The sequence below is a fragment of the Gordonia sp. YC-XJ4 genome (assembly GCF_059511865.1).
The window spans coordinates 940,018-960,817 of the sequence record NZ_CM183447.1 but is presented as its reverse complement, the minus strand read 5'-3'; the positions used below and the strand labels follow the sequence as shown (position 1 = coordinate 960,817).

At 66.1% G+C, this 20,800-nt stretch carries 23 protein-coding genes and 1 pseudogene; 10 read left to right on the top strand and 14 right to left on the bottom strand.

Annotated features, from left to right (window positions below; all coding sequences use genetic code 11):
* Positions 1 to 27: 27 nt before the first annotated feature.
* From AC5ZH6_RS04220 to AC5ZH6_RS04205, 4 genes are all read right to left on the bottom strand, one after another.
* On the bottom strand, positions 28 to 990 hold the full coding sequence (locus tag AC5ZH6_RS04220; protein ID WP_006372413.1) for an ABC transporter substrate-binding protein: 963 nt from the start codon (positions 988 to 990) through the stop codon (positions 28 to 30).
* 17 nt (positions 991 to 1,007) lie between these two features.
* On the bottom strand, positions 1,008 to 1,937 hold the full coding sequence (locus tag AC5ZH6_RS04215; protein WP_006372412.1) for an MTB12 C-terminal domain-containing protein: 930 nt from the start codon (positions 1,935 to 1,937) through the stop codon (positions 1,008 to 1,010).
* A 163-nt stretch (positions 1,938 to 2,100) separates the two neighbouring features.
* Entirely contained in the window at positions 2,101 to 2,862 is a 762-nt protein-coding gene (locus AC5ZH6_RS04210; protein WP_006372411.1) for a siderophore-interacting protein, read from the bottom strand.
* Between the two features lie 123 nt (positions 2,863 to 2,985).
* A complete protein-coding gene (locus tag AC5ZH6_RS04205) occupies positions 2,986 to 3,339 on the bottom strand; it encodes a MarR family winged helix-turn-helix transcriptional regulator (RefSeq protein ID WP_006372410.1) in 354 nt (117 codons plus the stop codon).
* 129 nt (positions 3,340 to 3,468) lie between these two features.
* On the opposite strand from AC5ZH6_RS04205, the gene AC5ZH6_RS04200 reads away from it, so the two are divergent.
* Both AC5ZH6_RS04200 and AC5ZH6_RS04195 read left to right on the top strand, forming a co-directional pair.
* Entirely contained in the window at positions 3,469 to 3,882 is a 414-nt protein-coding gene (locus AC5ZH6_RS04200; protein WP_006372409.1) for a hypothetical protein, read from the top strand.
* Positions 3,883 to 3,972: 90 nt separating this feature from the next.
* Positions 3,973 to 4,770: pseudogene (locus tag AC5ZH6_RS04195) on the top strand (integrase core domain-containing protein).
* Between the two features lie 100 nt (positions 4,771 to 4,870).
* Here the strand turns inward: AC5ZH6_RS04195 and AC5ZH6_RS04190 are convergent.
* Complete coding sequence (locus AC5ZH6_RS04190; protein WP_026920356.1) at positions 4,871 to 5,218, bottom strand: GNAT family N-acetyltransferase; 348 nt, start codon at positions 5,216 to 5,218, stop codon at positions 4,871 to 4,873.
* Between the two features lie 354 nt (positions 5,219 to 5,572).
* On the opposite strand from AC5ZH6_RS04190, the gene thiC reads away from it, so the two are divergent.
* Both thiC and thiD read left to right on the top strand, forming a co-directional pair.
* Complete coding sequence (gene thiC / locus AC5ZH6_RS04185) at positions 5,573 to 7,249, top strand: phosphomethylpyrimidine synthase ThiC (protein WP_020172431.1); 1,677 nt, start codon at positions 5,573 to 5,575, stop codon at positions 7,247 to 7,249.
* Positions 7,246 to 8,118, top strand: a complete 873-nt coding sequence (thiD, locus tag AC5ZH6_RS04180; RefSeq protein WP_006372404.1) for a bifunctional hydroxymethylpyrimidine kinase/phosphomethylpyrimidine kinase — start codon at positions 7,246 to 7,248, stop codon at positions 8,116 to 8,118. Before thiC ends, thiD begins: the two co-directional genes overlap by 4 nt.
* A 66-nt stretch (positions 8,119 to 8,184) precedes the next feature.
* On the opposite strand, the gene AC5ZH6_RS04175 is transcribed toward thiD, so the two are convergent.
* Positions 8,185 to 8,544, bottom strand: coding sequence for a VOC family protein (locus AC5ZH6_RS04175; RefSeq protein ID WP_006372403.1), 360 nt, complete (start codon positions 8,542 to 8,544; stop codon positions 8,185 to 8,187).
* A gap of 73 nt (positions 8,545 to 8,617) precedes the next feature.
* On the opposite strand from AC5ZH6_RS04175, the gene AC5ZH6_RS04170 reads away from it, so the two are divergent.
* Positions 8,618 to 9,415 carry an HAD-IIA family hydrolase gene (locus tag AC5ZH6_RS04170; RefSeq protein ID WP_014358821.1) on the top strand — a complete coding sequence of 266 codons (798 nt, stop codon included), beginning with the start codon at positions 8,618 to 8,620 and terminating at the stop codon, positions 9,413 to 9,415.
* Between the two features lie 88 nt (positions 9,416 to 9,503).
* Here AC5ZH6_RS04170 and AC5ZH6_RS04165 read toward each other — a convergent pair whose 3' ends face one another.
* Positions 9,504 to 9,887 carry an SHOCT domain-containing protein gene (locus AC5ZH6_RS04165; RefSeq protein WP_006372401.1) on the bottom strand — a complete coding sequence of 128 codons (384 nt, stop codon included), beginning with the start codon at positions 9,885 to 9,887 and terminating at the stop codon, positions 9,504 to 9,506.
* Positions 9,888 to 9,956: 69 nt separating this feature from the next.
* Here AC5ZH6_RS04165 and AC5ZH6_RS04160 point away from each other — a divergent pair, with 69 nt between their 5' ends.
* Positions 9,957 to 11,087 (top strand): LLM class flavin-dependent oxidoreductase, encoded by a 1,131-nt coding sequence (locus AC5ZH6_RS04160; RefSeq protein ID WP_006372400.1) that lies wholly within the window; start codon positions 9,957 to 9,959, stop codon positions 11,085 to 11,087.
* On the opposite strand, the gene egtD is transcribed toward AC5ZH6_RS04160, so the two are convergent.
* Together egtD and egtB are read right to left on the bottom strand one after the other, a co-directional pair.
* On the bottom strand, positions 11,068 to 12,036 hold the full coding sequence (gene egtD, locus AC5ZH6_RS04155) for an L-histidine N(alpha)-methyltransferase (RefSeq protein WP_006372399.1): 969 nt from the start codon (positions 12,034 to 12,036) through the stop codon (positions 11,068 to 11,070). The genes AC5ZH6_RS04160 and egtD overlap by 20 nt on opposite strands.
* Positions 12,033 to 13,304, bottom strand: coding sequence for an ergothioneine biosynthesis protein EgtB (egtB, locus tag AC5ZH6_RS04150; protein WP_006372398.1), 1,272 nt, complete (start codon positions 13,302 to 13,304; stop codon positions 12,033 to 12,035). Before egtB ends, egtD begins: the two co-directional genes overlap by 4 nt.
* Before the next feature lie 175 nt (positions 13,305 to 13,479).
* On the opposite strand from egtB, the gene AC5ZH6_RS04145 reads away from it, so the two are divergent.
* Positions 13,480 to 14,208 carry a Clp protease N-terminal domain-containing protein gene (locus AC5ZH6_RS04145; protein WP_006372397.1) on the top strand — a complete coding sequence of 243 codons (729 nt, stop codon included), beginning with the start codon at positions 13,480 to 13,482 and terminating at the stop codon, positions 14,206 to 14,208.
* An 11-nt stretch (positions 14,209 to 14,219) separates the two neighbouring features.
* Here AC5ZH6_RS04145 and AC5ZH6_RS04140 read toward each other — a convergent pair whose 3' ends face one another.
* Entirely contained in the window at positions 14,220 to 14,753 is a 534-nt protein-coding gene (locus tag AC5ZH6_RS04140; RefSeq protein WP_006372396.1) for a DUF5709 domain-containing protein, read from the bottom strand.
* A gap of 117 nt (positions 14,754 to 14,870) precedes the next feature.
* On the opposite strand from AC5ZH6_RS04140, the gene AC5ZH6_RS04135 reads away from it, so the two are divergent.
* Entirely contained in the window at positions 14,871 to 15,425 is a 555-nt protein-coding gene (locus tag AC5ZH6_RS04135; RefSeq protein ID WP_006372395.1) for a hypothetical protein, read from the top strand.
* Between the two features lie 77 nt (positions 15,426 to 15,502).
* On the opposite strand, the gene AC5ZH6_RS04130 is transcribed toward AC5ZH6_RS04135, so the two are convergent.
* Positions 15,503 to 15,931 (bottom strand): DoxX family protein, encoded by a 429-nt coding sequence (locus AC5ZH6_RS04130; protein WP_006372394.1) that lies wholly within the window; start codon positions 15,929 to 15,931, stop codon positions 15,503 to 15,505.
* Between the two features lie 295 nt (positions 15,932 to 16,226).
* Between AC5ZH6_RS04130 and AC5ZH6_RS04125 the strand changes: the two genes are divergently transcribed.
* Positions 16,227 to 17,579: a M1 family metallopeptidase gene (locus AC5ZH6_RS04125; RefSeq protein WP_006372393.1), complete on the top strand. Its 1,353-nt coding sequence runs from the start codon at positions 16,227 to 16,229 to the stop codon at positions 17,577 to 17,579.
* Between the two features lie 16 nt (positions 17,580 to 17,595).
* On the opposite strand, the gene AC5ZH6_RS04120 is transcribed toward AC5ZH6_RS04125, so the two are convergent.
* Together AC5ZH6_RS04120 and rfbA are read right to left on the bottom strand one after the other, a co-directional pair.
* Complete coding sequence (locus tag AC5ZH6_RS04120) at positions 17,596 to 18,216, bottom strand: dTDP-4-dehydrorhamnose 3,5-epimerase family protein (RefSeq protein WP_006372392.1); 621 nt, start codon at positions 18,214 to 18,216, stop codon at positions 17,596 to 17,598.
* Positions 18,213 to 19,091, bottom strand: coding sequence for a glucose-1-phosphate thymidylyltransferase RfbA (gene rfbA, locus AC5ZH6_RS04115; protein WP_006372391.1), 879 nt, complete (start codon positions 19,089 to 19,091; stop codon positions 18,213 to 18,215). The genes AC5ZH6_RS04120 and rfbA overlap by 4 nt, the downstream gene beginning before the upstream one ends.
* Positions 19,092 to 19,195: 104 nt before the next feature.
* Here rfbA and rfbB point away from each other — a divergent pair, with 104 nt between their 5' ends.
* On the top strand, positions 19,196 to 20,200 hold the full coding sequence (gene rfbB / locus AC5ZH6_RS04110; RefSeq protein ID WP_496168504.1) for a dTDP-glucose 4,6-dehydratase: 1,005 nt from the start codon (positions 19,196 to 19,198) through the stop codon (positions 20,198 to 20,200).
* Between the two features lie 18 nt (positions 20,201 to 20,218).
* Here the strand turns inward: rfbB and AC5ZH6_RS04105 are convergent, their stop codons facing one another.
* Entirely contained in the window at positions 20,219 to 20,773 is a 555-nt protein-coding gene (locus AC5ZH6_RS04105) for a CGNR zinc finger domain-containing protein (protein ID WP_094601811.1), read from the bottom strand.
* Between the last annotated feature and the right edge of the window lie 27 nt (positions 20,774 to 20,800).

The window sequence follows — 20,800 nt, the reverse complement described above, 5'->3', positions numbered from 1 at the left end:
GATTCCCGACCGCTGGTCTCGGAGGCTCTACTGCCCCGCCGCGCGGGCCAACGCCGGACGCAACCGGTCGAGGACGTAGACGGTGGCGTTCGGTGACGGCTCGTTGAGTCCGGTGATCTGTACCTGATCCATCATCGACACCGCGCCGGTCTTCACCGAGGTGAGGTTGCGGTATCCGGGCAGCCCGACGAGGCGGGTGCGCAGGGCGTCGGACTGGGTGGCCATCACCAGGACGTCGGAGTTGAGCCACGGCAGGTTCTCGGCGCTGATCTGGAATCTTGGTTGTCCGGTCGTCGTGCTCTGTTGCACCAGCCGGGGTGCCATCGTCAGTCCCAGTGAGGTGAAGAGTTTGCCGGCCCCGTCCTGCGGGTCACCGAGGACCGAGATCTGGTCGGACCCATACATGTAGGCGAACGAGTATGTCTTACCCTTCAGCCCCGGGTACTCCGCGGCGACGGCGTTGATCTTGGCGTCGACGCCGGAGATGATCTGGGTGGCCTTGTCCGGCTGGTGCAGGATGGTGCCCATCAGGGTGACCATGTCCTGCCACGGATCGACCTGCGCCCCACTGATCTTGTCGATGGTCGGCGCGATCTTTGTCAGTTTGTCGAAAACCCCACTCATGGAGGCGAATCCGGGCGCGACGATGAGATCGGGTTTGAGGTTGGCCACATCGGCGACGATGTCGCCGTTGGGGTTGAGCGGCGTGGAGTCGGCGAGTTTGGTGCCGTACCACGGCGGGAGTTGCTTGGCGGTGGCCTGGATCGCGTCGTAGTAGCCGACCGGTTTCTGCCCGAACGACAGCAGCACATCGGTCCACTGCCCGCCGAGGGTGACGATCCGCGTGGGGGTCTGCGGGATCGTCACCGACCGGCCGTCGGGCAGGTTGATCTGCACGGAGCCACCGGAATCCGACTCGTCGGGCGACGAGCAGGCGGCGAGTCCGATGATCACCGCGGCGGCGATCAATACTCCGAGCAATGCCCGCATCCTGGCCATTCCGGCGCTCACACCGAGCACGGGATCATGGCGTACGAGGCGATGCCGCAGACACTCTCGTTGGACAGCTTCCACTTGCCGTCCAGCCAGAGCCATCTCATCGGTTTGTAGCGAGACCCGTTGCCCACCAAGGACATCTGAAGCTGCGCATTCATCGTGGTACCGCTGACGGTCACCGGGCCGATGATCTGATAGCTGAACCCGGAATTGGGATATGCGGCCAACAACCTCGACACGGCGTCGACCGAGGTCAGTGCCTGCTGACCGCCTTGGAGTTCGGCGGCGCGGGTGGCGCGGGGTGCGCCGGTGTTCATCACGAGCTTGATCTTGGTGGTCAACTGCGCCGGCGTCAGTGCCGCCGGGGTGACCGCCGCGGGCGCGGTGGCCTGCGGTGCGCCGGCTTGCGGTGCAGCCGGCTGCGCGGGAGCCACCGCGGTCGGGGTCACGGCACCGGCCGCCGGCGGGACGGCCTCGGTCGGAGCCGCGGCGGGCACCTGACCTGCCGGCGCCTGTGCCGAGGGCGCCGCTGCACCCGGTGCCGCCGGTGCCTGCGCGGTTTGCGCGCCCCCGAGGTTCACCACCGTCGGCTGCGCGGCCGTGTTCTGCAGTCCGTTGCGGTTGTCGACCAGGAGCAACCCGACCACCCCGATCGTGACGATGAGTGCCGAGATCACCGCGGCGACACCCGCCGACGCCAGCACCGTGGGCCAGTTGAGGGACGAGCCGCCCGACACGTCCTCGTCTGGGCCTTCCAAATCTTGGCCCTCCGGATCTTGGCCCTCCGGCTCTACCGGGGCGATCTCTGCGGCCGCGGCTGCGTGCTGCTCGGTCGGCTGGTCGTCCCCGTACGGCGCATCGAAACCGCGGCTCTCGTATGCCTGACCCGGATAGCCGGATGTGGCCCCGTGCCCCTGTGTCCCGTACCCCTGCGTCACCATCGTGCTCCTGTCCTGGCAGCAGGACCTTCACTCCCCCGAAGCCCCTGTTCAGGAAAGGCTAACCTGCCTACGGCGTCAAACCCAAGCCCGGTTTGTGGGGATGGGCGGGATTCATCCGTATGAAGTCATCCGTCCGGCCTCGCCTGTCCCGGCCGGCGAATGATCAGGACGGGGCCGCGTCGACCTGCCAGTACGCCAACGCCTTGACACGCTTCTTGCCGAGCCCGAATCCGGTGCGGAACACCTCGGCGACGACCCGGGTGTTCACCGAATCGAGTGCCACCCAACCGAAATGGTCGGGTTTCGCGGTAGCCGCGGCACGCACCGCCTCGACGAGGGCGCTCCCGTCGGCGCCCCGCTCGATCCAGTGGATGGTGTCCTGCGGACGCAACCGAACCGGTAGGTCACGGTCGTCGTCGTGGGAGTACTCGAACCAGATCGTCGCGCCGACCTGCGGTCCCGACGCGGCACTGAGCGCGTCGAGGAGTGAGTTGATCGCAGGAAGCGACGCCGGGTCGCCGGCGACGAGCCAACCGGCGGGCGCGGGCTCGGGGATCGCGAACTTGGAGCCCATGAAGGTGGCGCTGATGGTGTCACCAGGCTTGGCGGCCAGCGCCCATCGCAGTGCCGCACCGTCGTGGACGGCGAACTCGATGAAGAAACTGTCGGTCGCCGGATCCGGGTCGGCGAGGGTGTAGCCACGCTGATGGGCCTTGCCGTTCGATTCGAACCACAGCCGCACCCACATCGTGGGATGGACGGGCCGATCGGTGAGCACACCACCGCCGGTGAATCCGAGCCGGATGTAGTGCTCGGTGATCTTCTCGGTGCTGGTGACCGTGAACTCGTAATCGTCGGCACGCAGCAGTTTGAGAACCGCCCCCTGCCACCCGCGCGACGGCGCCTTGTGTGTGGTCTCGGCCATGGGAAACGGCCCCTTTCCTCGAACGTCGGTGTCGAGGTCAGGGTAGCCTAACCAATAAGAGAGGCGCCCGGGCGTTACGGCTAACTGTTGCCGGCCAGGAGGTTGTTGACGTCCTGGAGTTGCTCAGGGCCGAGCGACGCGCTCGAGAAGGGCAAGGAGCGTGGCGCATTCCTTCCGGGTCAGGTTGCCGAACACGGCATCTTGGACCTCGACGATGGTGTCAGCCAAGCGTTTGGCCGTCCGCTGGCCATCGCTGGTAAGCGACACCAGTTGACGGCGCCCATGGCTGGGATCTTTGGCACGGGAGACCAGGCCGCGGTCTTCGAGTGCTCGGACGGTGTGAGTGACGTCTCGGGGGTCCAGGGCCGCGGCTGCGCCGAGGTCCGTCTGGCTCAGCTGGTCAGCAGCGGCAAGCGCCGACAGACACCGATACTCGTACCCGTTGACGCCCTCTTTTGCAAGCAGTGCCAGAAGCACTTGGTGCGACCTGGTCGCAGCCGAGCTCAAAATCCAAGTGGGCAGGGAGGTGAGATCTGGCGGCACGGCGTTGCCTCCTGTTGGTGATACCAATACAGTATTGGTTACACCAACATCTTAGGAGAACTGATGTCATCTGCGCGCCCCTTGCCCACCGTGATCGGACCTACCGAGAACGCCTTGCGTGCGCTTCTGGCCCGGGCCTTGTCGTCAACCCTGATCCCCGGCTATTCGGCTTGGGTTGTCCTCAATGCCGTGAGTGCTGCGAGGCCGGGCAACAACTGGCGGGAGCGGACGGCAGAAGGACTCAAGGCAAACCCGGACGACCTCGAGGTCGTGCTCGACGAGCTTCGCTCCGCAGGACTGGTCGACGGCGGCGAGGTGCTGACCGCGAGGGGAGCCGACGAGCTCGCCGCCACGCGAGCGGCGGTAACCGAAGTGACCCGCGGCCTTGTCGAGGGAATCGACGAGGCCCAGCAAGAGACGACTCGCCAGGTACTCGACGCGATCCGACGAAAGGCGGAAGAGCTGCTGAGCGCGTGAAGCGGATGAACGACCTGACGCGGGCGTCCCGTGGCCACCAGGAGGGTACGGGAGCGGGGCTCGTTCTGTTCGGTGCCGTTGAGGTGTCCGATTGACCGTCACGTATCGCATCGCAACGCCCCGCTGACACTTGAAGGTCGTCGACGACTGATTGAACGGACTCGCACCAGGCCGATCGCGCACGTCGCTGCCGAGATGGGGATCTCCCGTGCGACGGCCTCGAAGTGGGTCAACCGGTACCGGCGCTTTGGAGAGCTCGGCCCGGTCGACCGCGCGTCCACAAATGGTCGGCATCTGGAATCACCTTCGAGCTCCAGATGGACGGGTTGACGATCAGTCGCCGTACAGTGACCCGCCACCTCGCGGTGCTCGGCCTCAACCATCGCCGGTTCATCGACCCCGATGGCGAGAACAGCCGCAAGCCACAGAAGTTCGTCGCCAAACGGCCCGGGCACATGGTCCGCATCGAACGTGAAGAAGGTCGGACGCATCCCCGACGGCGGAGGCTGGCGCACCCACGGCAAGAACAGCGACCGCGCCCGACAGGTTGCGCGCCGCAAAGGCAAGTCGGAGCGCGGCGGCTACGTCTACCTGCACTCCGCCATCGACGGGTACTCCCGGCCTCGCCTACACCGAGGCCCTGGAAGGCATCAGCGGATCACGCCCTACACGCCACGCCACAACGGGAAAGTAGAGCGCCACAACCGGATCATCTCCGAGGAGTTCCTCTACGCCCGTACCTGGATCTCCGAGGACCAACGCCGAGAAGCCCTTGGCGTGTGGAACGTCCACTACAACTACCACCGGCCACACAGCGCCGCCGACGGAGAACCACCAGCGTCACTGCTGCCGACCGGCGTAAGTAACGTGCTTGCCTCTTACAGCTAACAGTTCAGACCGGTGCCATCGGCACAGTTCAGACCGGTGCCATCGGCACAGTTCAGACCGGTGCCATCGGCACAGTTCAGACCGGTGCCATCGGCACAGTTCAGACCGGTGCCATCGGCACGATGCCGGGATGGCCGTCGAGGAACTGTTTGGTGAATGTGCACACCGGGCGTACGCGGGCGTTCTGATCCCGGATGAATGCCAGGGCCCCGCGGGTGAGCCGCGTGCCGAGACCGTGGCCGGTGTACTCGTCGTAGAGGACGGTGTGCAGCACGGTCACCGTGCGCTGACCGTCCTTCTCCTCGATCGAGTAACCCAGGACGCCGACGAGATCGCCCGCAACCCAGAGCTCGAATCGCTCCCGATCCGGATTGTGCACGACCTGGGAGATCTGCTGCAGAATCGATTGCGCCGACTGCGGCGGGCGATGCCGGTGTTTGCGATTCATGGTGTTCATAACCCCTCATCACGTCGCGGTGACACGACAACGAAATTCGAGTCGTCGGCGCCCCTCCGACGACGGACCCACCTCTGTGATCCGGGTCACACCATACCCTACGGTTACGTAGGCGCAAGGCGTCGCGATGAAACAACCTCAGGTCAACCCGGTTACGAAGGTGACAACACGGCGGGGGTTCCGGCGCGGGCGAATCCGGGTATGGTGTCGGGTGCGCGCTTCGTCGCGCACAGCTCACACAACTTCACCACGCGGGGGCTCCCACGATCCGGGGGCTGAGAGGGCGACTGGCGGTCGCCGACCGCCCGAACCTGTCCGGGTAATGCCGGCGTAGGGAGAACGCTCATGGGCACACGTGTATCCACCACCGAGGCCGTCGACAACGACACCCTCACCACCGGCCCGATTCAGGGCAGCACCAAGCACTACCTCGAGGTCGACGAACTGCGGATTCCGCAGCGACGCATCCACCTCACCAACGGCGAGTATCTCGACGTGTACGACACGTCGGGGCCCTACACCGATCCACGGGAGAGCATCGACGTCGCCAACGGCCTCGCCCCGACTCGTGACCAGTGGCAGCGCCCCGCCCCCATCGACGGCGCTGCCACCCAATTGGCCTGGGCCCGAGCGGGTCTGGCGACACCGGAGATGCGGTTCATCGCTGCGCGCGAGAACGTGGAGGTCGAGGTGGTGCGCCGCGAGGTCGCCGCCGGACGGGCGGTGATCCCCGCCAATCATCGTCATCCGGAATCCGAACCGATGATCATCGGCAAGGCATTCGCGGTGAAAGTCAATGCCAACATCGGCAATTCGGCAGTCACCAGCTCCATCGCCGAGGAGGTCGAGAAGATGGTGTGGGCCACCCGCTGGGGCGCCGACACCATCATGGATCTCTCCACCGGCTCCGACATCCACATGACCCGCGAATGGATACTGCGGAATTCGCCCGTACCGGTCGGCACGGTACCCATCTACCAGGCACTCGAGAAGGTCAAGGGTGACCCGATCAAGCTGACCTGGGAGATCTACCGCGACACCGTGATCGAGCAGGCCGAGCAGGGCGTCGACTACATGACCGTGCACGCCGGGGTCCTGCTGCGCTATGTCCCGCTGACCGCACGCCGGGTCACCGGCATCGTCTCGCGCGGCGGGTCGATCATGGCCGCCTGGTGCCTGGCGCACCACGAGGAATCGTTTCTCTACACACATTTCGACGAGCTGTGCGAGATCTTCGCCCGCTACGACATCACCTTCTCCCTCGGCGACGGTCTACGGCCCGGGTCGATCGCCGACGCCAACGACGAGGCGCAGTTCGCTGAGTTGCGCACCCTCGGCGAACTCACCACCAAGGCGAAATCCCATGGTGTGCAAGTGATGATCGAGGGTCCGGGCCATGTACCGATGCACAAGATCGCCGAGAACGTGCGCCTTGAGGAAGAACTCTGTTCCGAGGCACCGTTCTACACGCTGGGCCCGCTGGCCACCGATATCGCACCCGCGTACGACCACATCACCTCGGCGATCGGCGCGGCGATGATCGCACAGGCCGGCACCGCGATGCTCTGTTATGTGACACCCAAGGAGCATCTGGGGCTGCCCGATCGTGACGACGTCAAGGTCGGCGTGATCACCTACAAGATCGCCGCGCACTCCGCCGACCTCGCCAAGGGGCATCCCCGCGCACAGGAACGCGACGACGCATTGTCCAAGGCGCGCTTCGAGTTCCGGTGGACCGACCAGTTCAACCTCGCCCTCGACCCGGACACCGCTCGCGAGTACCACGACGAGACGCTGCCCGCCGAGCCGGCCAAGACCGCCCACTTCTGCTCGATGTGCGGTCCCAAGTTCTGCTCGATGCGCATCTCCGCCGACGTCCGCGCCTATGCCGAGGAGAACAATCTGGTGACCGCCGAGGACATCGACCGCAAGATCGCCGAGGAGATGGCCGCCAAGTCGGCCGAGTTCACCGATGCGGGTGGCCGGATCTACCTGCCGATCGACGCCGGGAGTTCTACGTGACCGACGTACCCCTGTTGCCCACCGCCGCACCGGGATCGACACCCGTGCGGGTGCTGACGATCGCCGGGTCGGATTCCGGTGGCGGTGCGGGCATCCAGGCCGATCTGCGCACCTTTGCCCTGTTGGGGCTGCACGGATGCGTCGCCGTGACCGCGGTGACCGTGCAGAACTCACTGGGCGTCAGCGGTTTTCAGGAGATCACTCCGGATGTGGTGGCCGCGCAGATCGATTCGGTGGTCTCCGACATCGGCGTCGGCGCGGCCAAGTCCGGGATGCTCGCCTCGGCACCGATCATCGCCGCCGTCGCGCAGGCGTGCGCCGATGCCGGCATCGGCCGCGACGCCGGCATCCCGTTCGTTCTCGACCCGGTGTGTGCGTCGATGCACGGCGATCCGCTGCTGGCCACCGAAGCCCTGGACACGTTGCGCACCACGCTCTTTCCGCTGGCCACCGTCGTCACCCCGAATCTCGACGAGGTGCGGCTGATCACCGGCATCGAGGTGGTCGACGAGTCGACCCAGCGCGATGCCGCGCGGGCACTGCACGATCTGGGGCCGCAGTGGGCCCTGGTGAAGGGGGGCCATCTCCGGTCGAGCGATCAGAGCCCCGATCTGCTGTTCGACGGCGCGGAGTTCCACGAGTTCACGCACGCGCGCGTCGACACCGGCCACGACCACGGAGCCGGTGACACATTGGCCGCGGCCACCGCATCGGCGCTCGCCCACGGCTGTTCGGTGCCCGAGGCGGTGGCCTTCGCCAAGCGCTGGGTGACGCGCGGACTCGAGGCCGCCTACCCCCTCGGCGCCGGCCACGGTCCGGTGAACCCGCTCTGGCGGGTGGAGATCACCCCGGAAGCGCCAGCGCGGTGACCATGGCGCACCAGCGCGGTGATCATGGCGCGCCAGCGCGGTGATCATGGCGCGCCAGCGCGGTGATCAAGCGTGTGACAGCACGTTGACGACGTTGCCACCGGCGTCGGCGAAGAAGAAACGGCGCACGCCCCACTCCTCGTCGGTCAGCGGATGCACGATCTCGACACCTTCGGCGACTGCGTCCGCGTAAGCCCGGTCGACGTCGGAAACCTCCAGTGAGGCAACCGGATTCACCGGCGCGGTGGCATCACGGGTCATCACGCTGAACTGGGCGGTGCCGCCACCGGCGGTCCCGGCAGTGCCCAGCGTGGCGATCCACCCGAGGTTCATCAGCACGTCGAGCCCGAGAACGGTGCGGTAGGTCCGCACCGCGGCATCGAGATCGTCGACCGTCAGGATGGGTACCGCGCGCGAGAGCTCCATGCTGCTCATCATAGGTGGACCACTCGAGGGAACGGGTCGCCACGGCAGGTCGCCACCCCGTAGCGTTGGCACCATGAGTTGGAACTACCTCATGGACATGGACGGCGTGCTCATCCGCGAGGAGCACCTGATCCCCGGCGCCGACGCATTGATTGCGGAGTTACGCGACAACGGGATTCCGTTCACCGTGCTCACCAACAACTCGATCCGGACGCCACGCGACCTGCGTGCGCGCCTGCTGCGGACCGGCCTCGACATCCCCGAGGATGCCATCTGGACCTCGGCACTGGCGACGGCCCGCTTCCTCGACACCCAACGGCCGAACGGCTCGGCGTATGTGGTCGGTGAGTCCGGGCTGACCACCGCCCTGCACGAAATCGGCTATGTCATCACCGATGTCGACCCCGACTATGTGGTCCTCGGCGAGACGCGGACCTATTCGTTCGAGGCGATCACCACCGCGATCCGGCTCGTCGAGCGCGGCGCCCGGTTCATCGCGACCAACCCGGACGCGACCGGACCGTCCACCCAGGGCTCGTTGCCGGCGACCGGTGCGGTCGCCGCACTCATCACCCGGGCCACCAACCGCGACCCGTATTACGTGGGCAAGCCGAATCCGCTGATGATGCGCTCGGCGTTGCGGAGGATGGGGGCCCACTCGGAGAACACCCTGATGATCGGTGACCGGATGGACACCGACGTCATCTCCGGTCTCGAGGCGGGTCTGCAGACGATCCTGGTGCTCTCGGGCATCTCGACGCCGGAGTCGGTGGAGCTCTACCCGTACCGTCCCACACGCGTCATCGCCTCGGTCGCCGACCTCGTCGGGCACACCGACCATCCGTTCGTCTCCGAACCGGAGAGCCTGTAGCGCACACCGATCCACCGTCGACCCTGATCACGAGAACGACCGCCCGTGTCGATGATTCGAAGCGGGCGGTCGTCTGTGGTGATCGGGCTCAGTGCGCGAGAGCCTTCGCCTTCAGGTGCTCGAATTCTTCATTGTTGATCGCACCGGAATCGAGAAGCGATTTCGCATCGGCGATCTGTTGTGCCGGAGAAGTTCCCGCGACGGTCTTGATGTAATCGTCGGATTCCTTCTTGTATTCGACTGCGGCTTTCTGGGCACGCTCGGCCATTCCCTGCCCCTTGACCAGCAGGTAGGCGAGCGCCGTCAGATACGGCAGGATGATCAGGAAGATCACCCAGATCGCCTTGGACCAGCCGGAGGCCTTATGGTCGCGGAACAGGTCGGCAATGATGTACCACAAAACGATCAGATACGCGACGAACGCGAAGATGATCACCATCGACCACAAGAAGTTCCAGAACGAATCCCACATCGGGAGTGCTCCTTAAGAGATCAGAGTGCGTGGTCAGTTTTCTGACCGGAATCAGCATCTCACAAAAACATGAAATCAGACCCGCGAGACGGACAATTGACGACCAACGTCCCCAGTGGGCGCCGGTTCGGCACAATCGGTGAGGTGAACGTAGAACTCGGGCTCGACACCTTCGGCGATGTGACGGTCGATGAGGCCGGCGCACCGAACCCCGCGGCCCAGACGATCCGCGACCTGCTCGATCAGGCGGTTCTCGCCGACGAGGTCGGCGTCGACTTCCTCGGCGTGGGCGAACACCACCGCGACGACTACGCCGTCTCGGCGCCGGAAGTGGTGCTCGGGGCTGTTGCCGCGCGCACCACGCGGATCCGGCTCGGCACTGCGGTGACCGTGCTCGGTTCCGACGATCCGATCCGCGTATTCGAGCGCTTCTCGACACTCGACGCGCTGTCGTCGGGTCGTGCGGAGGTCATCCTGGGCCGCGGATCGTTCACCGAGTCGTTCCCGTTGTTCGGCTTCGACCTCGAACAGTACGAGGAACTGTTCTCCGACAAGCTTGATCTGTTCGCCCACTTGCGAACCGGGCGCCCGATCACCTGGTCCGGGACCACCCGCGCACCGTTGACGGATCAGACCGTCCACCCCCCACTCGAGACTCCCCCACTACCGACGTGGATCGCGGTCGGCGGCAGCCCGGAGTCGGTGGTGCGCGCCGCACGGTACGGCCTACCGCTGATGCTCGCCATCATCGGCGGCGATCCCCTGCGGTTCGCGCCGTACGCCGACCTGTATCGGCGGGCACTGGCACAGTTCGACAAATCGACCGATCTCCCGGTGGGCGTGCACTCACCGGGCCACGTCGCCGACACCGACGAGCAGGCCCGCGACGAATTGTGGCCGCACTACCGCACGTATGTGGCGCGAATCGGCGCCGAACGCGGCTGGCCCGCACCGACGCGCATCGAGTTCGACCGGTCGACCGGACCCGGCGGTTCGCTCTACGTCGGCTCACCGGAGACGGTGGCGCACAAGATCGCCCACACCGTTCGGGCCTTGGGACTCGATCGCTTCGACCTCAAGTACTCCCACGGCACACTGCCGCATCGTGCCATGATGCGCAGCGTCGAACTCTATGGCACCCAGGTCATCCCGCGGGTTCGCGAGATCCTGGGCGACGCCGTCACCGACGCGCGAGAGTGAGGGAGAAGTCCCCCATCGGGTCGGTCCAGCTCGTGACGGGCGCCAGTCCGGCGTCGGCGAGTTCGCCCTGCAGCACCGACAAATCGAACTTGGTGCTGATCTCCGTCCGGATCTCGGCACCGGCCGGAAGACGCCAACGACGTTGCAGGTCACCGAAGTAGGCATCGATGTCCCGGCGCGCCCGCAACCACATCTCGATGCGGTGGCGCTCGGGATTCCACCGGGCGATGTGGTCGAAGTCGTCGGCGTACAGTCCCACGGCGTCGAGCCCGGTACGCAGGACCTCGATCATGTTGCGATTGAAATCCGCTGTCACCCCGGCCTTGTCGTTGTAGGCGGCGACAAGCCGACCGGTGTCCTTGATGAGGTCGGCACCGAGGAGGAAGTAGTCGCCGGGTGCGAGGGTGGTGGCAAGACCGGTGAAGAACGCGCGACGCCCGTCGTCGTCGAAGTTGCCGATCGTCCCGCCGAGGAACACCGCCAGCCGTGCCCCGTCGCACGACGGTAGGACAAGCCCGGTATCGGTGAAATCCCCTTCGACCGGCCGGATGTCGATGCCCGGGTAGTCGCCGGCGAGGATGCCGGCGGATTCGGCGAGCATCTCGGCGCTGACGTCGACGGGGACGTAGACGAATTGTCCGGCCGGGCGATGGCCGATCCGCTGACCCGTGCGGGTGAACGCATCGAGGAGGAGTCGGGTCTTGGTCGATGTGCCCGAACCGAATTCGACCATCATCGCCGCGTTCGTGGCATCGACGATGTCGTCGGCGTGGTCGCGCAGGATGGCGGTCTCACGCCTGGTCGGGTAGTACTCGGGTAGCCGGGTGATCTCGTCGAACAGCCTGCTGCCGCGTTCGTCGTAGAGCCATTTCGTCGGCAGCACCGGCGGGGTGGACCACAGACCGGCGAGAGCGTCGGCGGCCAGCGGCGTCAGTGTTTCGACGGTCACCGGGCGAGCCTCAGACCGGCGAACACCCAACGCGACGGTGCCGGGAAGAAATTGCGGTACGTCACGCGCTCGTGGCCGCGCGGCGTGATGGCGGCTGCGCCGCGCAGAACATGTTGATCGCTCATGAACTTTCCGTTGTATTCGCCGACCGCCCCGTTCGCCGGGACGAACCCCGGATACGGAAGATAGGCACTCGAGGTCCATTCCCACACATTGCCGATCATCGCCGCGTCATCGGATCCGGCGACCGATCGGGGGTGACAACGATTCGGGTCCAACAACTCTGCGCGCTGGGCACCGAGCGTGGATGCGGCGGTCTCCCATTCGAATTCGGTGGGCAGACGGGCTCCGGCCCACCGGGCGTAGGCATCTGCCTCGTAGAAGCTCACATGCAGCACCGGTTCACCGGGATCGAGCGGTCGCCGACCCGAAAGCGTGTACGTCGTCCACTGCCCGTCGTCGTCGCGGCGCCAGTAGCCCGGAGCCTGCCAGCCGGCCTGCCGCAGGTGCGCCCACCCGTCGGACAACCACAACTCGTGGCGCCGATAGCCGTCGTCGGCGATGAACTCCAGCCAGTCGGCGTTGGTGACCGGACGCTCGGCGATCTCGAAGTCCTCCAAGAAGACTCGATGCCGCGGACCCTCGTTGTCGTAGGAGAATCCGGCTCCCGGATCGGCGCCGACCTCGGTGACGCCACCGGCGACCGAGCGCCATGTCATCGGCCCCGGCGCGCTCGGCGCATCGAGTTCGCGGTCGACGTAGATCGGGCCGGGCGTGAGCGGAATCGTCGAGAAGAGATGCTTGACGTCCATGAGCAGCAATTCCTGGTGTTGCTGTTCGTGATTGCAGCCCAGTTCGACGAGGTCGAGTGCGGCGTCGTCGAGGGCGCCACGCGTCAGGGCACTTTCCATCGCCGCGTCCACGTAGTTGCGGTAGTGGGTGATGTCGTCGACGCCGGGTCGGGTGACCAGGCCGCGATCCGGTCGCGGATGGCGTTCGCCGACAGCCTCGTAGTAGCTGTTGAACAGATAGCGATAGGACTCGTCGTACACCACATAGCCGGGATCGCGGCGGAGGATGAACTCCTCGAAAAACCATGTGACGTGGGCCCGATGCCATTTGGCGGGGCTGGCCTCGGTCATCGATTGCGGGGTCTGGTCTTCGGGCGACAACCGGTCGGCCAGCAGGTCGGTGAGCTCCCGGACTTCTCGAAAGCGTTGCGCCGGCGACTGATCGGTGTGTACGGAGATACGTTCGGTGATGCTCACTGGAGGTCCTCCCGTGGCGTGCGGACGCGGGGTTCATCGACCCCGCCCACTCCATCGTTCCCACGACTACGCCGACTGTCAACGAGGACATCTCTCGCATCCACCGTTCGTCCACTCCGTTCGTCGCCGTCAACTCATGGTTGACGCCACTAATGCGTCAACCTAGAGTTGACACATGGACGACAACCCCACACCGACCCAATTGACCGGAGTCCGCCTCGACGACCTGATCAGCGCTATCCACAAAGTCCATGACGATCCGCTCGAGCAACTGACCGACGCCATGACCGCCGCCGCCCACCTCGGCGACGTCGGCGACAGCCTCATCGGACACTTCGTCGACCAGGCCCGCCGCTCCGGCGCGTCGTGGACGCAGATCGGCGCCAGTATGGGTGTGACGAAACAGGCTGCGCAGAAACGGTTTGTCGGCCGCAACCCGGCGTCCGACGAACCACATCCTTTCAGCCGCTTCACCCCACGAGCGCGCAACGTCATCTCGTCGGCGCACAATCACGCGGTTGCCACCGGCGCGCACACCGTCGGCTCGACCCACCTGTCCCACGGATTGGCCACCGACCCGTCGTCGTTGGCCGCACTGGTACTCACCGCACAGGGCGTCGACCCGACGGTCTTGGCGGACACCAGCGCGCCCGTGGACACCGATCCCGCCGCAAATCCCGATGCCGACACCGTCCTGCCCTACGACGACGACGCCAAAGCGGTTCTCGAACAGACGGTTCGGACGGCGCTCGAACTCGGGCACAACTACGTCGGCACCGAGCACCTGCTGCTGGCGCTGTTCACCGATCAGGCCGTGGGCGCACGCCTGCGCGCCGCAGGCGCCGATGCCGAGGCAACGAAGTCGGCTGTCGAAGAACAACTCTCGCAGCTGAAGAAGACGTAGCGAACGAGATGTCAGTCCTCGTCGCCGACGACATGCACCGCAGCCTCTTCGGCGCTGGCGCCCGCCCCGTCGATCCCGCAGTCGGTGGCGACGGCCTCGGCCTCGTCGTCGCGGTAGTCGCCGGCGTCGGGCGCCAGCAATCGACCGGCGCGACGCCCACCCACCTGGTCGGCGTCCTCGACGAACTCGTCGTCGGCGTCGGATTCGTGCGACCGCCAATCGCGTCGCTCGTCGGCGGCGATGTCATCGAGCGGATCACTCGCCCCGACGTCGGGCTCCTCCTCGGAGAGCTTCTCGTCCAGCGTCTCGCCCTCGCGCATCTCCTGCGCGGTCAGCCCGTGCACGGCACCCTTGGGCGCGTAATCCGGCGGGGAGTAGCCCTCGTCGAGGACGTCGTCGACGCCACGATCGTCGAGCGTGTCCTCGGGTTGCAGCTGATCGTCGGGGTCGAGGCTGTACTCGCCGTCCGAGCCTTCGGGGGTGCTGTCGTTCTCGTAACCGCTCACACTTTCACGATGCCAGGCCACGCGACCGCGGGCCAGCATGCCGGGCCGAACGAGGTCCTTCGGCCCCGCACCGAAGGCCCGAGCATGGTTACGTCTTTGTGAAACAGATCACGTTCGGGTCCGAATTCGGCGACAATATCGACTGTGATCGAGGAAATGCAGGAGGAAGCCCGCTCCTTGCTCTCCGCGGGTGAATACGGACATGCGCTGGCCGAGTTCTCGGTGCTGCGCGAGATCCGGTCGCGACGTGAGGGACCGTACTCGCCGATGTATCTGTCCAACCTCCACGACTCGGTGCGCTGCATGTCGCACCTGGGATTGTGGGCCGACGCCACGCCGCTGTGCCGCGAGTTGCACGGCAAGTACGTGCGCACGCACGGGCGCGGCGAATCCGACACCGTCGACGTCGCCAAGCACTGGGCGTGGGCACTGGTGCACCTCGCCGACTACCCGCCCGCGGTCCGCCTGTACCTGCTGACCGCCGACGCCCTCTGGGACGTCGACCGCGACCAGGCCCATCGGCTCCTCGGCGCAGCGTTGGCCCACCGCCACGACCTCGACCCCGAAGCACTGGTCACGCCGGGAACCATCGACGGGGTGGGTTTGCGCCACCCCGACGACGTCCTCGCCGACCTCGGCGATCTGCGGTCACGACTGCCCGCCGACGACCCGCCGTTCACCTGCACGACGATCGACGGGTTGGTGGCCTGAGGTCGTTCATCACGGTCGTGCCGAGCGACGCATTCGCCGGTGTCCTGCACGGACATCCCGTCACCCGATCGTGCCGATCAGACCTCGACCGCGCGCCCACCCCGACGACGCCGGAAGACGTAGCTGTCCGCCGCGAAGTGTCCGGCGTTGGCGAATCCCACGGCCAGCAGCGCCGCGATGAGCGCGAGCGGGAACTCGTAGCCGCCGTCGTTGCTCCAGAATCCGTGATCCCAGTGAACCGTGGCAATCGCGCCGATCATGTCGATGACCAACAGGATCGACACCAGCGGTAGCAGCAGCCCGAGAATGAGCAGGATTCCGCCGACCAGCTCGACCCACGCCGCGTAGTACGCCGAGAACTCCGGCCAGGGGACGTTCACCGACTTGAAGAACGCCGTGGTGGCGTCGATTCCGTTGGTATGAAGCTTCTGCCAGCCGTGCATGATGAAGATGAAGCCCAGGATCACCCGGGCTGCCAGGAGTGCGATGCCGCGAAGACCGTTCATGTGCCACTTCCGTTTCTCGATCCGCCACGTCGTGGCGGGGCGTTGCTCTGACCGAACCCAAGATATACGGACCATGGTCCGCTTACAATCGCAGCGCACCGACATGCGATGCCCACTGATCCCTCGACGGGTACTCTGAGTCTCCGCACGGTCGGTGCTCGAACAGGTGGCCCGACACGCGATCGTCACCCGGTCGAGTCCTTCGCAATCAGCCCGTGACCGACCTGCGACGCCCGCGTGCCCGGAGAACCGAACCGACCATGCGACACGCCACCGAGGACGAGGGAGATGTTGAGTGCGGGGAAAGTCGGTCAAGGCATCGCGACAGCCCCTCCTCGGATCACCCGCCGACGAACTGGACCCCTATCTTCCCGACAACGGGAACCTCGGCTACCGCATCTCCCGATACGACCTGGAACTCGAGTACAAGGTCGCCAGCAACCGACTCGAGGGCACCGCGACACTCACCGCGACGTCCTACGTTGCCCTCCAGCGCTTCACCCTCGATCTCGCCCAGACGCTGAGTGTCTCGCGCGTCACCGTCGACAACAGGCGGGTGCGCTACTCGCACCGCAACAAGAAACTCGCGATCACACCGGTCGCGCCGATTCCGCCGGGCGGCGCGATGACGATCGTGGTGCGTTATCACGGTTCACCGCGGCCGATCCGCGGCGCCTGGGGTGAGGTCGGCTGGGAAGAATTGACCGAGGGCGCGTTGTGCGCCAACCAACCCAACGGCGCGGCGTCGTGGTTCCCCTGCGACGACCATCCGCTCGCCAAGGCCACGTACCGGATCGCGATCACCACCGACAGCCCGTATTACGCCCTCGCCAATGGGGTCCTGGAATCCAAGCGCGTACGCGCGGCACAGACCACCTGGGTCTATCAGCAGGTCGAGCCGATGTCGACGTATCTGGCGTCCATCCAGGTCGGGCCCTACAAGAAGGTGTCGTTGGCCACCAAGCCGATTCCGGTCGACGCGGTGCTCCCGCCGCGACTGACCCGCAACCTCGACATCGACTTCGGCCGCCAGGTGGAGATGGTCGAGGCATTCGTCGAGATGTTCGGCCCGTACCCGTTCCCGCGCTACACCGTGGTCATCGCCGACGATCCCCTCGAGATCCCCATTGAGGCACAGAGCTTTTCGACATTCGGTGCCAACCATTGCGACGGCACCTCGCGCTCGGAGCGACTCGTCGCCCACGAACTCGCGCACCAATGGTTCGGCAACTCGGTGACGCTGGCGCGATGGCGCGACATCTGGCTGCACGAAGGCTTCGCCTGCTACGCCGAGTGGTTGTGGAGCCAGCGCTCCGGAGGCCGCAGCGCCGACGAGTGGGCCCGGCACTACTACGCCAAGCTGGCCGCGAGTCCGGTGCGCGTCACACTCGCCGATCCCGGACCGCGAAAGATGTTCGACGACTGGGTCTACAAGCGTGGAGCGATCACCCTGCACGCATTGCGACTGACCATCGGCGACGGGAACTTCTTTGCCCTGCTGCACCGCTGGACCGACAAGTACCGGTACGGATCGGTGACCACCGAGGACTTCATCGCCCTCGCCGCCAACTTCTCCCCGGCGCCGTTGCAGGATCTGTGGCAACGGTGGTTGTTCACCCCGGAGCTACCGGCCTACCCCACACCCTGAACGCCGTTGCGTGAGATCACTTCTCGCGCAGCACGCGCAAGTAGTCCTCGACGTCGTCGAACTGCGGCAGCAGACCGGATGCACGTGCGGCACCCAAACCCGGGGCCGCGGTGTCCTTCGCGGACAGTTCGTAGACCAGTGGACTGCCGTCGCGGGCGAACCTCGGCCAGTCGATCCCGAGTTCGGGGTCCATCGGGTTGATCCCGTGTTCGGCACCGGGGTTGTAGCCCGTCGAGCACAGGTAGGTGACCGTGGAGTCGTCGGCGAGCGCGCAGAAGGCATGGCCCAGCCCCTCCGACAGATACACCGCGCGGCGGTCGACGTCGTCGAGCAGGACGGTGTCGTGGGTACCGAATGTCGGTGAGCCGACCCGGATGTCGACGATCACGTCGAGGATCGCTCCGGTGGCACAGGTGACGTATTTGGCCTGTCCGGGCGGGACGTCGGCGAAGTGCACGCCGCGCAACACCCCGGCGGCCGACACCGACAGGTTCACCTGCGCGAGGTCGAAGCGGTGCCCGATGACCTCGGCGAGGACGTCGGCCTTGAACGCCTCGGTGAACACCCCGCGCGCATCGCCGTGCAGTACCGGGGTCAGCTCCCAGGCACCGGCGATCGAGAGCTCTCGGATCTTCATGCGAATCCCTTTCCGCGGGCGAGGATGTCCAACAGATAGTCGCCGTAGCCGGACTTGCGCAGTTGCTCGGCCCGGGCCGCGAGCTGATCGTCGTCGAGATATCCACGACGCCAGGCGATCTCCTCGGGCACCGCGATCTTGAGTCCCTGCCGTTGTTCGACGGTCCGCACGAAATTACCCGCATCGAGCAGCGAATCGAAGGTGCCGGTGTCGAGCCAGGCGGTACCCCGCGGCAACACCGTGACCTTGAGTTTGCCGCGCTGCAGATAGTGGTCGTTGATGTCGGTGATCTCGTATTCTCCACGGGCGCTGGGCCGTAACCCCCGTGCGATCTCGACGACGTCGTTGTCGTAGAAGTACAGCCCCGGAACCGCGTAATTGGATTTCGGTGCGGCGGGCTTCTCCTCCAACGAGATCGCCGTCCCCGACTCGTCGAACTCGACGACTCCGTAGGCACCCGGCTCGGCGACCCAGTAGGCGAAGATCGCCCCACCGTCGACGTCGCCGAATCCCTGCAACTGCGAACCGAGTCCGGGACCGTAGAAGATGTTGTCGCCGAGGACGAGGGCGACCGAATCGCCGCCGATGTGCTCGGCGCCGAGGGTGAACGCCTGCGCGAGTCCGTCGGGCGACTGCTGCGTCACGTAGCTCAGCTCGACGCCGAATTGACTGCCGTCGCCGAGCAGCCCACGGAAGGCGTCGGCGTCGGTGGGGGTGGTGATGACGAGGATCTCCCGGATGCCGGCGAGCATCAGCGTCGACAGCGGGTAGTAGATCATCGGCTTGTCGTACACGGGGACCAGCTGTTTGCTCACCCCCTGCGTGATGGGGTGGAGCCGGCTGCCGGTGCCCCCGGCCAGGATGATCCCGCGCATGGGTGCCAGGGTAGCGGGCCGAAGTCGGACTCTCTCGGTATCCTCTACAGCGTCATCATCGTCTGCATCGTCATCTGTCTCCGACACCGAAGGGCTCGACTCACATGCGCGTGCTGGTCACCGGGGGCGCCGGATTCATCGGCGCGAACTTCGTGCTGCGCACCGTCGAGAATCGCCCCGACGCCCGAATCCGGGTGCTGGACAAGCTGACCTACGCGGCCAATCCCGCGACTCTCGAGCCGGTCGCCGACTCCGTCGAGCTCGTCGAAGGCGACATCACCGACGCCCCGCTGGTCGAACGGCTGGTCGCCGACTCCGACCTCGTCGTGCACTTCGCCGCCGAATCACACAACGACAACTCCCTGGCCGATCCGTCGGCCTTCGTGCAGACCAACCTCGTGGGCACCTACACCCTTCTCGAGGCGGTCCGCCGACACCGGGTGCGCTACCACCACATCAGCACCGACGAGGTCTACGGCGACCTCGAACTCGACGACCCGGCACGCTTCACCGAGCAGACCCCCTACAACCCGTCGAGCCCCTACAGCTCCACCAAGGCCGGCAGCGACCTGCTCGTTCGTGCCTGGGTGCGCTCGTTCGGCGTGGCCGCGACGCTGTCGAACTGCTCCAACAACTACGGGCCGTATCAGCACGTGGAGAAGTTCATCCCGCGTCAGATCACCAACGTCCTGTCCGGGGTGCGGCCCCGCCTCTACGGCGACGGACGCAACGTGCGCGACTGGATTCACGTCGACGACCACAACGACGCCGTGTGGACCATCATCGACGCCGGCCGCATCGGCGAGACCTACCTCATCGGCGCCGACGGTGAGGTCGACAACCGCACCGTCGTCGAGACCATCCTGGAGTTGCTCGGGCAACCGCGCGACGCGTTCGACTTCGTCACCGATCGGCCCGGCCACGACCGCCGCTACGCGATCGACTCCACGCGGTTGCGCACCGAATTGGGTTGGCGGCCACAGTATGTGGACTTCCGCTCCGGACTGGCGGCAACGATCGACTGGTATCGCGAGCATCCCGACTGGTGGCGTGCGGCCAAGACGAGCGCCGAACAGAAGTACTCGGTCACCGAGAAGATCCTGGGATAGCCCGACGCGCGGTCTCGGTCAGCTCCCGGCCTGCGCCTGCTGATGCCGTCGCGCCTTGGTGCGGTTGCCGCAGATCGCCATCGAACACCACCGCCGCGTCCCCGAACGGCTGGTGTCGAGATACCAGAGCACACACTGCGGGTGCTGACATTGCCGAATCCGGTCGGGCACCCGCGCCAGAAGGTCGAGATAGCCTTCGGCGGCGAGCCACGGCACCGTCCACGCCGGATCGTCGACGACGAGTTCGTCGTGTACCCCGTCGGCGCCGAGTGACAGCTCGCGATGCCCATGGGCCAGAACGTCATTGAGCGCTGAACGAGACTCTTCCTCGGCGGGCCGCCGGGCCACCGAGGCGATCGCCTCCCGCGTCGTACACAACGCCGCACGCAACGCCGCGTCGGCCCGCTCCGGCCGGTACCGCTCGTCGATGATCGCCGAACGGAGCCAGATCTCGACGCCGCCAACGGTTTCCAGCAGATCCTGCAGGCGGCCACCCTCGATCCAATGGGTGTCGAGAAGATCCAGCGGGAGCGGCTCGCCGAGGAGCGGGCGTGGATCGGCCTGCGAGGTCATGATCCCAGGGTAAAGGCGGGTCGGCAC

Coding starts and splice junctions, on each gene's coding strand:
- AC5ZH6_RS04220 (WP_006372413.1), bottom strand. CDS start 990: ATGCGGGCATTGCTCGGAGTATTGATCGCCGCCGCGGTGATCATCGGA.
- AC5ZH6_RS04215 (WP_006372412.1), bottom strand. CDS start 1,937: ATGGTGACGCAGGGGTACGGGACACAGGGGCACGGGGCCACATCCGGC.
- AC5ZH6_RS04210 (WP_006372411.1), bottom strand. CDS start 2,862: ATGGCCGAGACCACACACAAGGCGCCGTCGCGCGGGTGGCAGGGGGCG.
- AC5ZH6_RS04200 (WP_006372409.1), top strand. CDS start 3,469: ATGTCATCTGCGCGCCCCTTGCCCACCGTGATCGGACCTACCGAGAAC.
- AC5ZH6_RS04190 (WP_026920356.1), bottom strand. CDS start 5,218: ATGAATCGCAAACACCGGCATCGCCCGCCGCAGTCGGCGCAATCGATT.
- thiC (WP_020172431.1), top strand. CDS start 5,573: ATGGGCACACGTGTATCCACCACCGAGGCCGTCGACAACGACACCCTC.
- AC5ZH6_RS04175 (WP_006372403.1), bottom strand. CDS start 8,544: ATGGAGCTCTCGCGCGCGGTACCCATCCTGACGGTCGACGATCTCGAT.
- AC5ZH6_RS04170 (WP_014358821.1), top strand. CDS start 8,618: ATGAGTTGGAACTACCTCATGGACATGGACGGCGTGCTCATCCGCGAG.
- AC5ZH6_RS04165 (WP_006372401.1), bottom strand. CDS start 9,887: ATGTGGGATTCGTTCTGGAACTTCTTGTGGTCGATGGTGATCATCTTC.
- AC5ZH6_RS04160 (WP_006372400.1), top strand. CDS start 9,957: ATGAAATCAGACCCGCGAGACGGACAATTGACGACCAACGTCCCCAGT.
- AC5ZH6_RS04145 (WP_006372397.1), top strand. CDS start 13,480: ATGGACGACAACCCCACACCGACCCAATTGACCGGAGTCCGCCTCGAC.
- AC5ZH6_RS04140 (WP_006372396.1), bottom strand. CDS start 14,753: ATGCTGGCCCGCGGTCGCGTGGCCTGGCATCGTGAAAGTGTGAGCGGT.
- AC5ZH6_RS04135 (WP_006372395.1), top strand. CDS start 14,871: ATGCAGGAGGAAGCCCGCTCCTTGCTCTCCGCGGGTGAATACGGACAT.
- AC5ZH6_RS04130 (WP_006372394.1), bottom strand. CDS start 15,931: ATGAACGGTCTTCGCGGCATCGCACTCCTGGCAGCCCGGGTGATCCTG.
- AC5ZH6_RS04120 (WP_006372392.1), bottom strand. CDS start 18,216: ATGAAGATCCGAGAGCTCTCGATCGCCGGTGCCTGGGAGCTGACCCCG.
- rfbA (WP_006372391.1), bottom strand. CDS start 19,091: ATGCGCGGGATCATCCTGGCCGGGGGCACCGGCAGCCGGCTCCACCCC.
- rfbB (WP_496168504.1), top strand. CDS start 19,196: ATGCGCGTGCTGGTCACCGGGGGCGCCGGATTCATCGGCGCGAACTTC.
- AC5ZH6_RS04105 (WP_094601811.1), bottom strand. CDS start 20,773: ATGACCTCGCAGGCCGATCCACGCCCGCTCCTCGGCGAGCCGCTCCCG.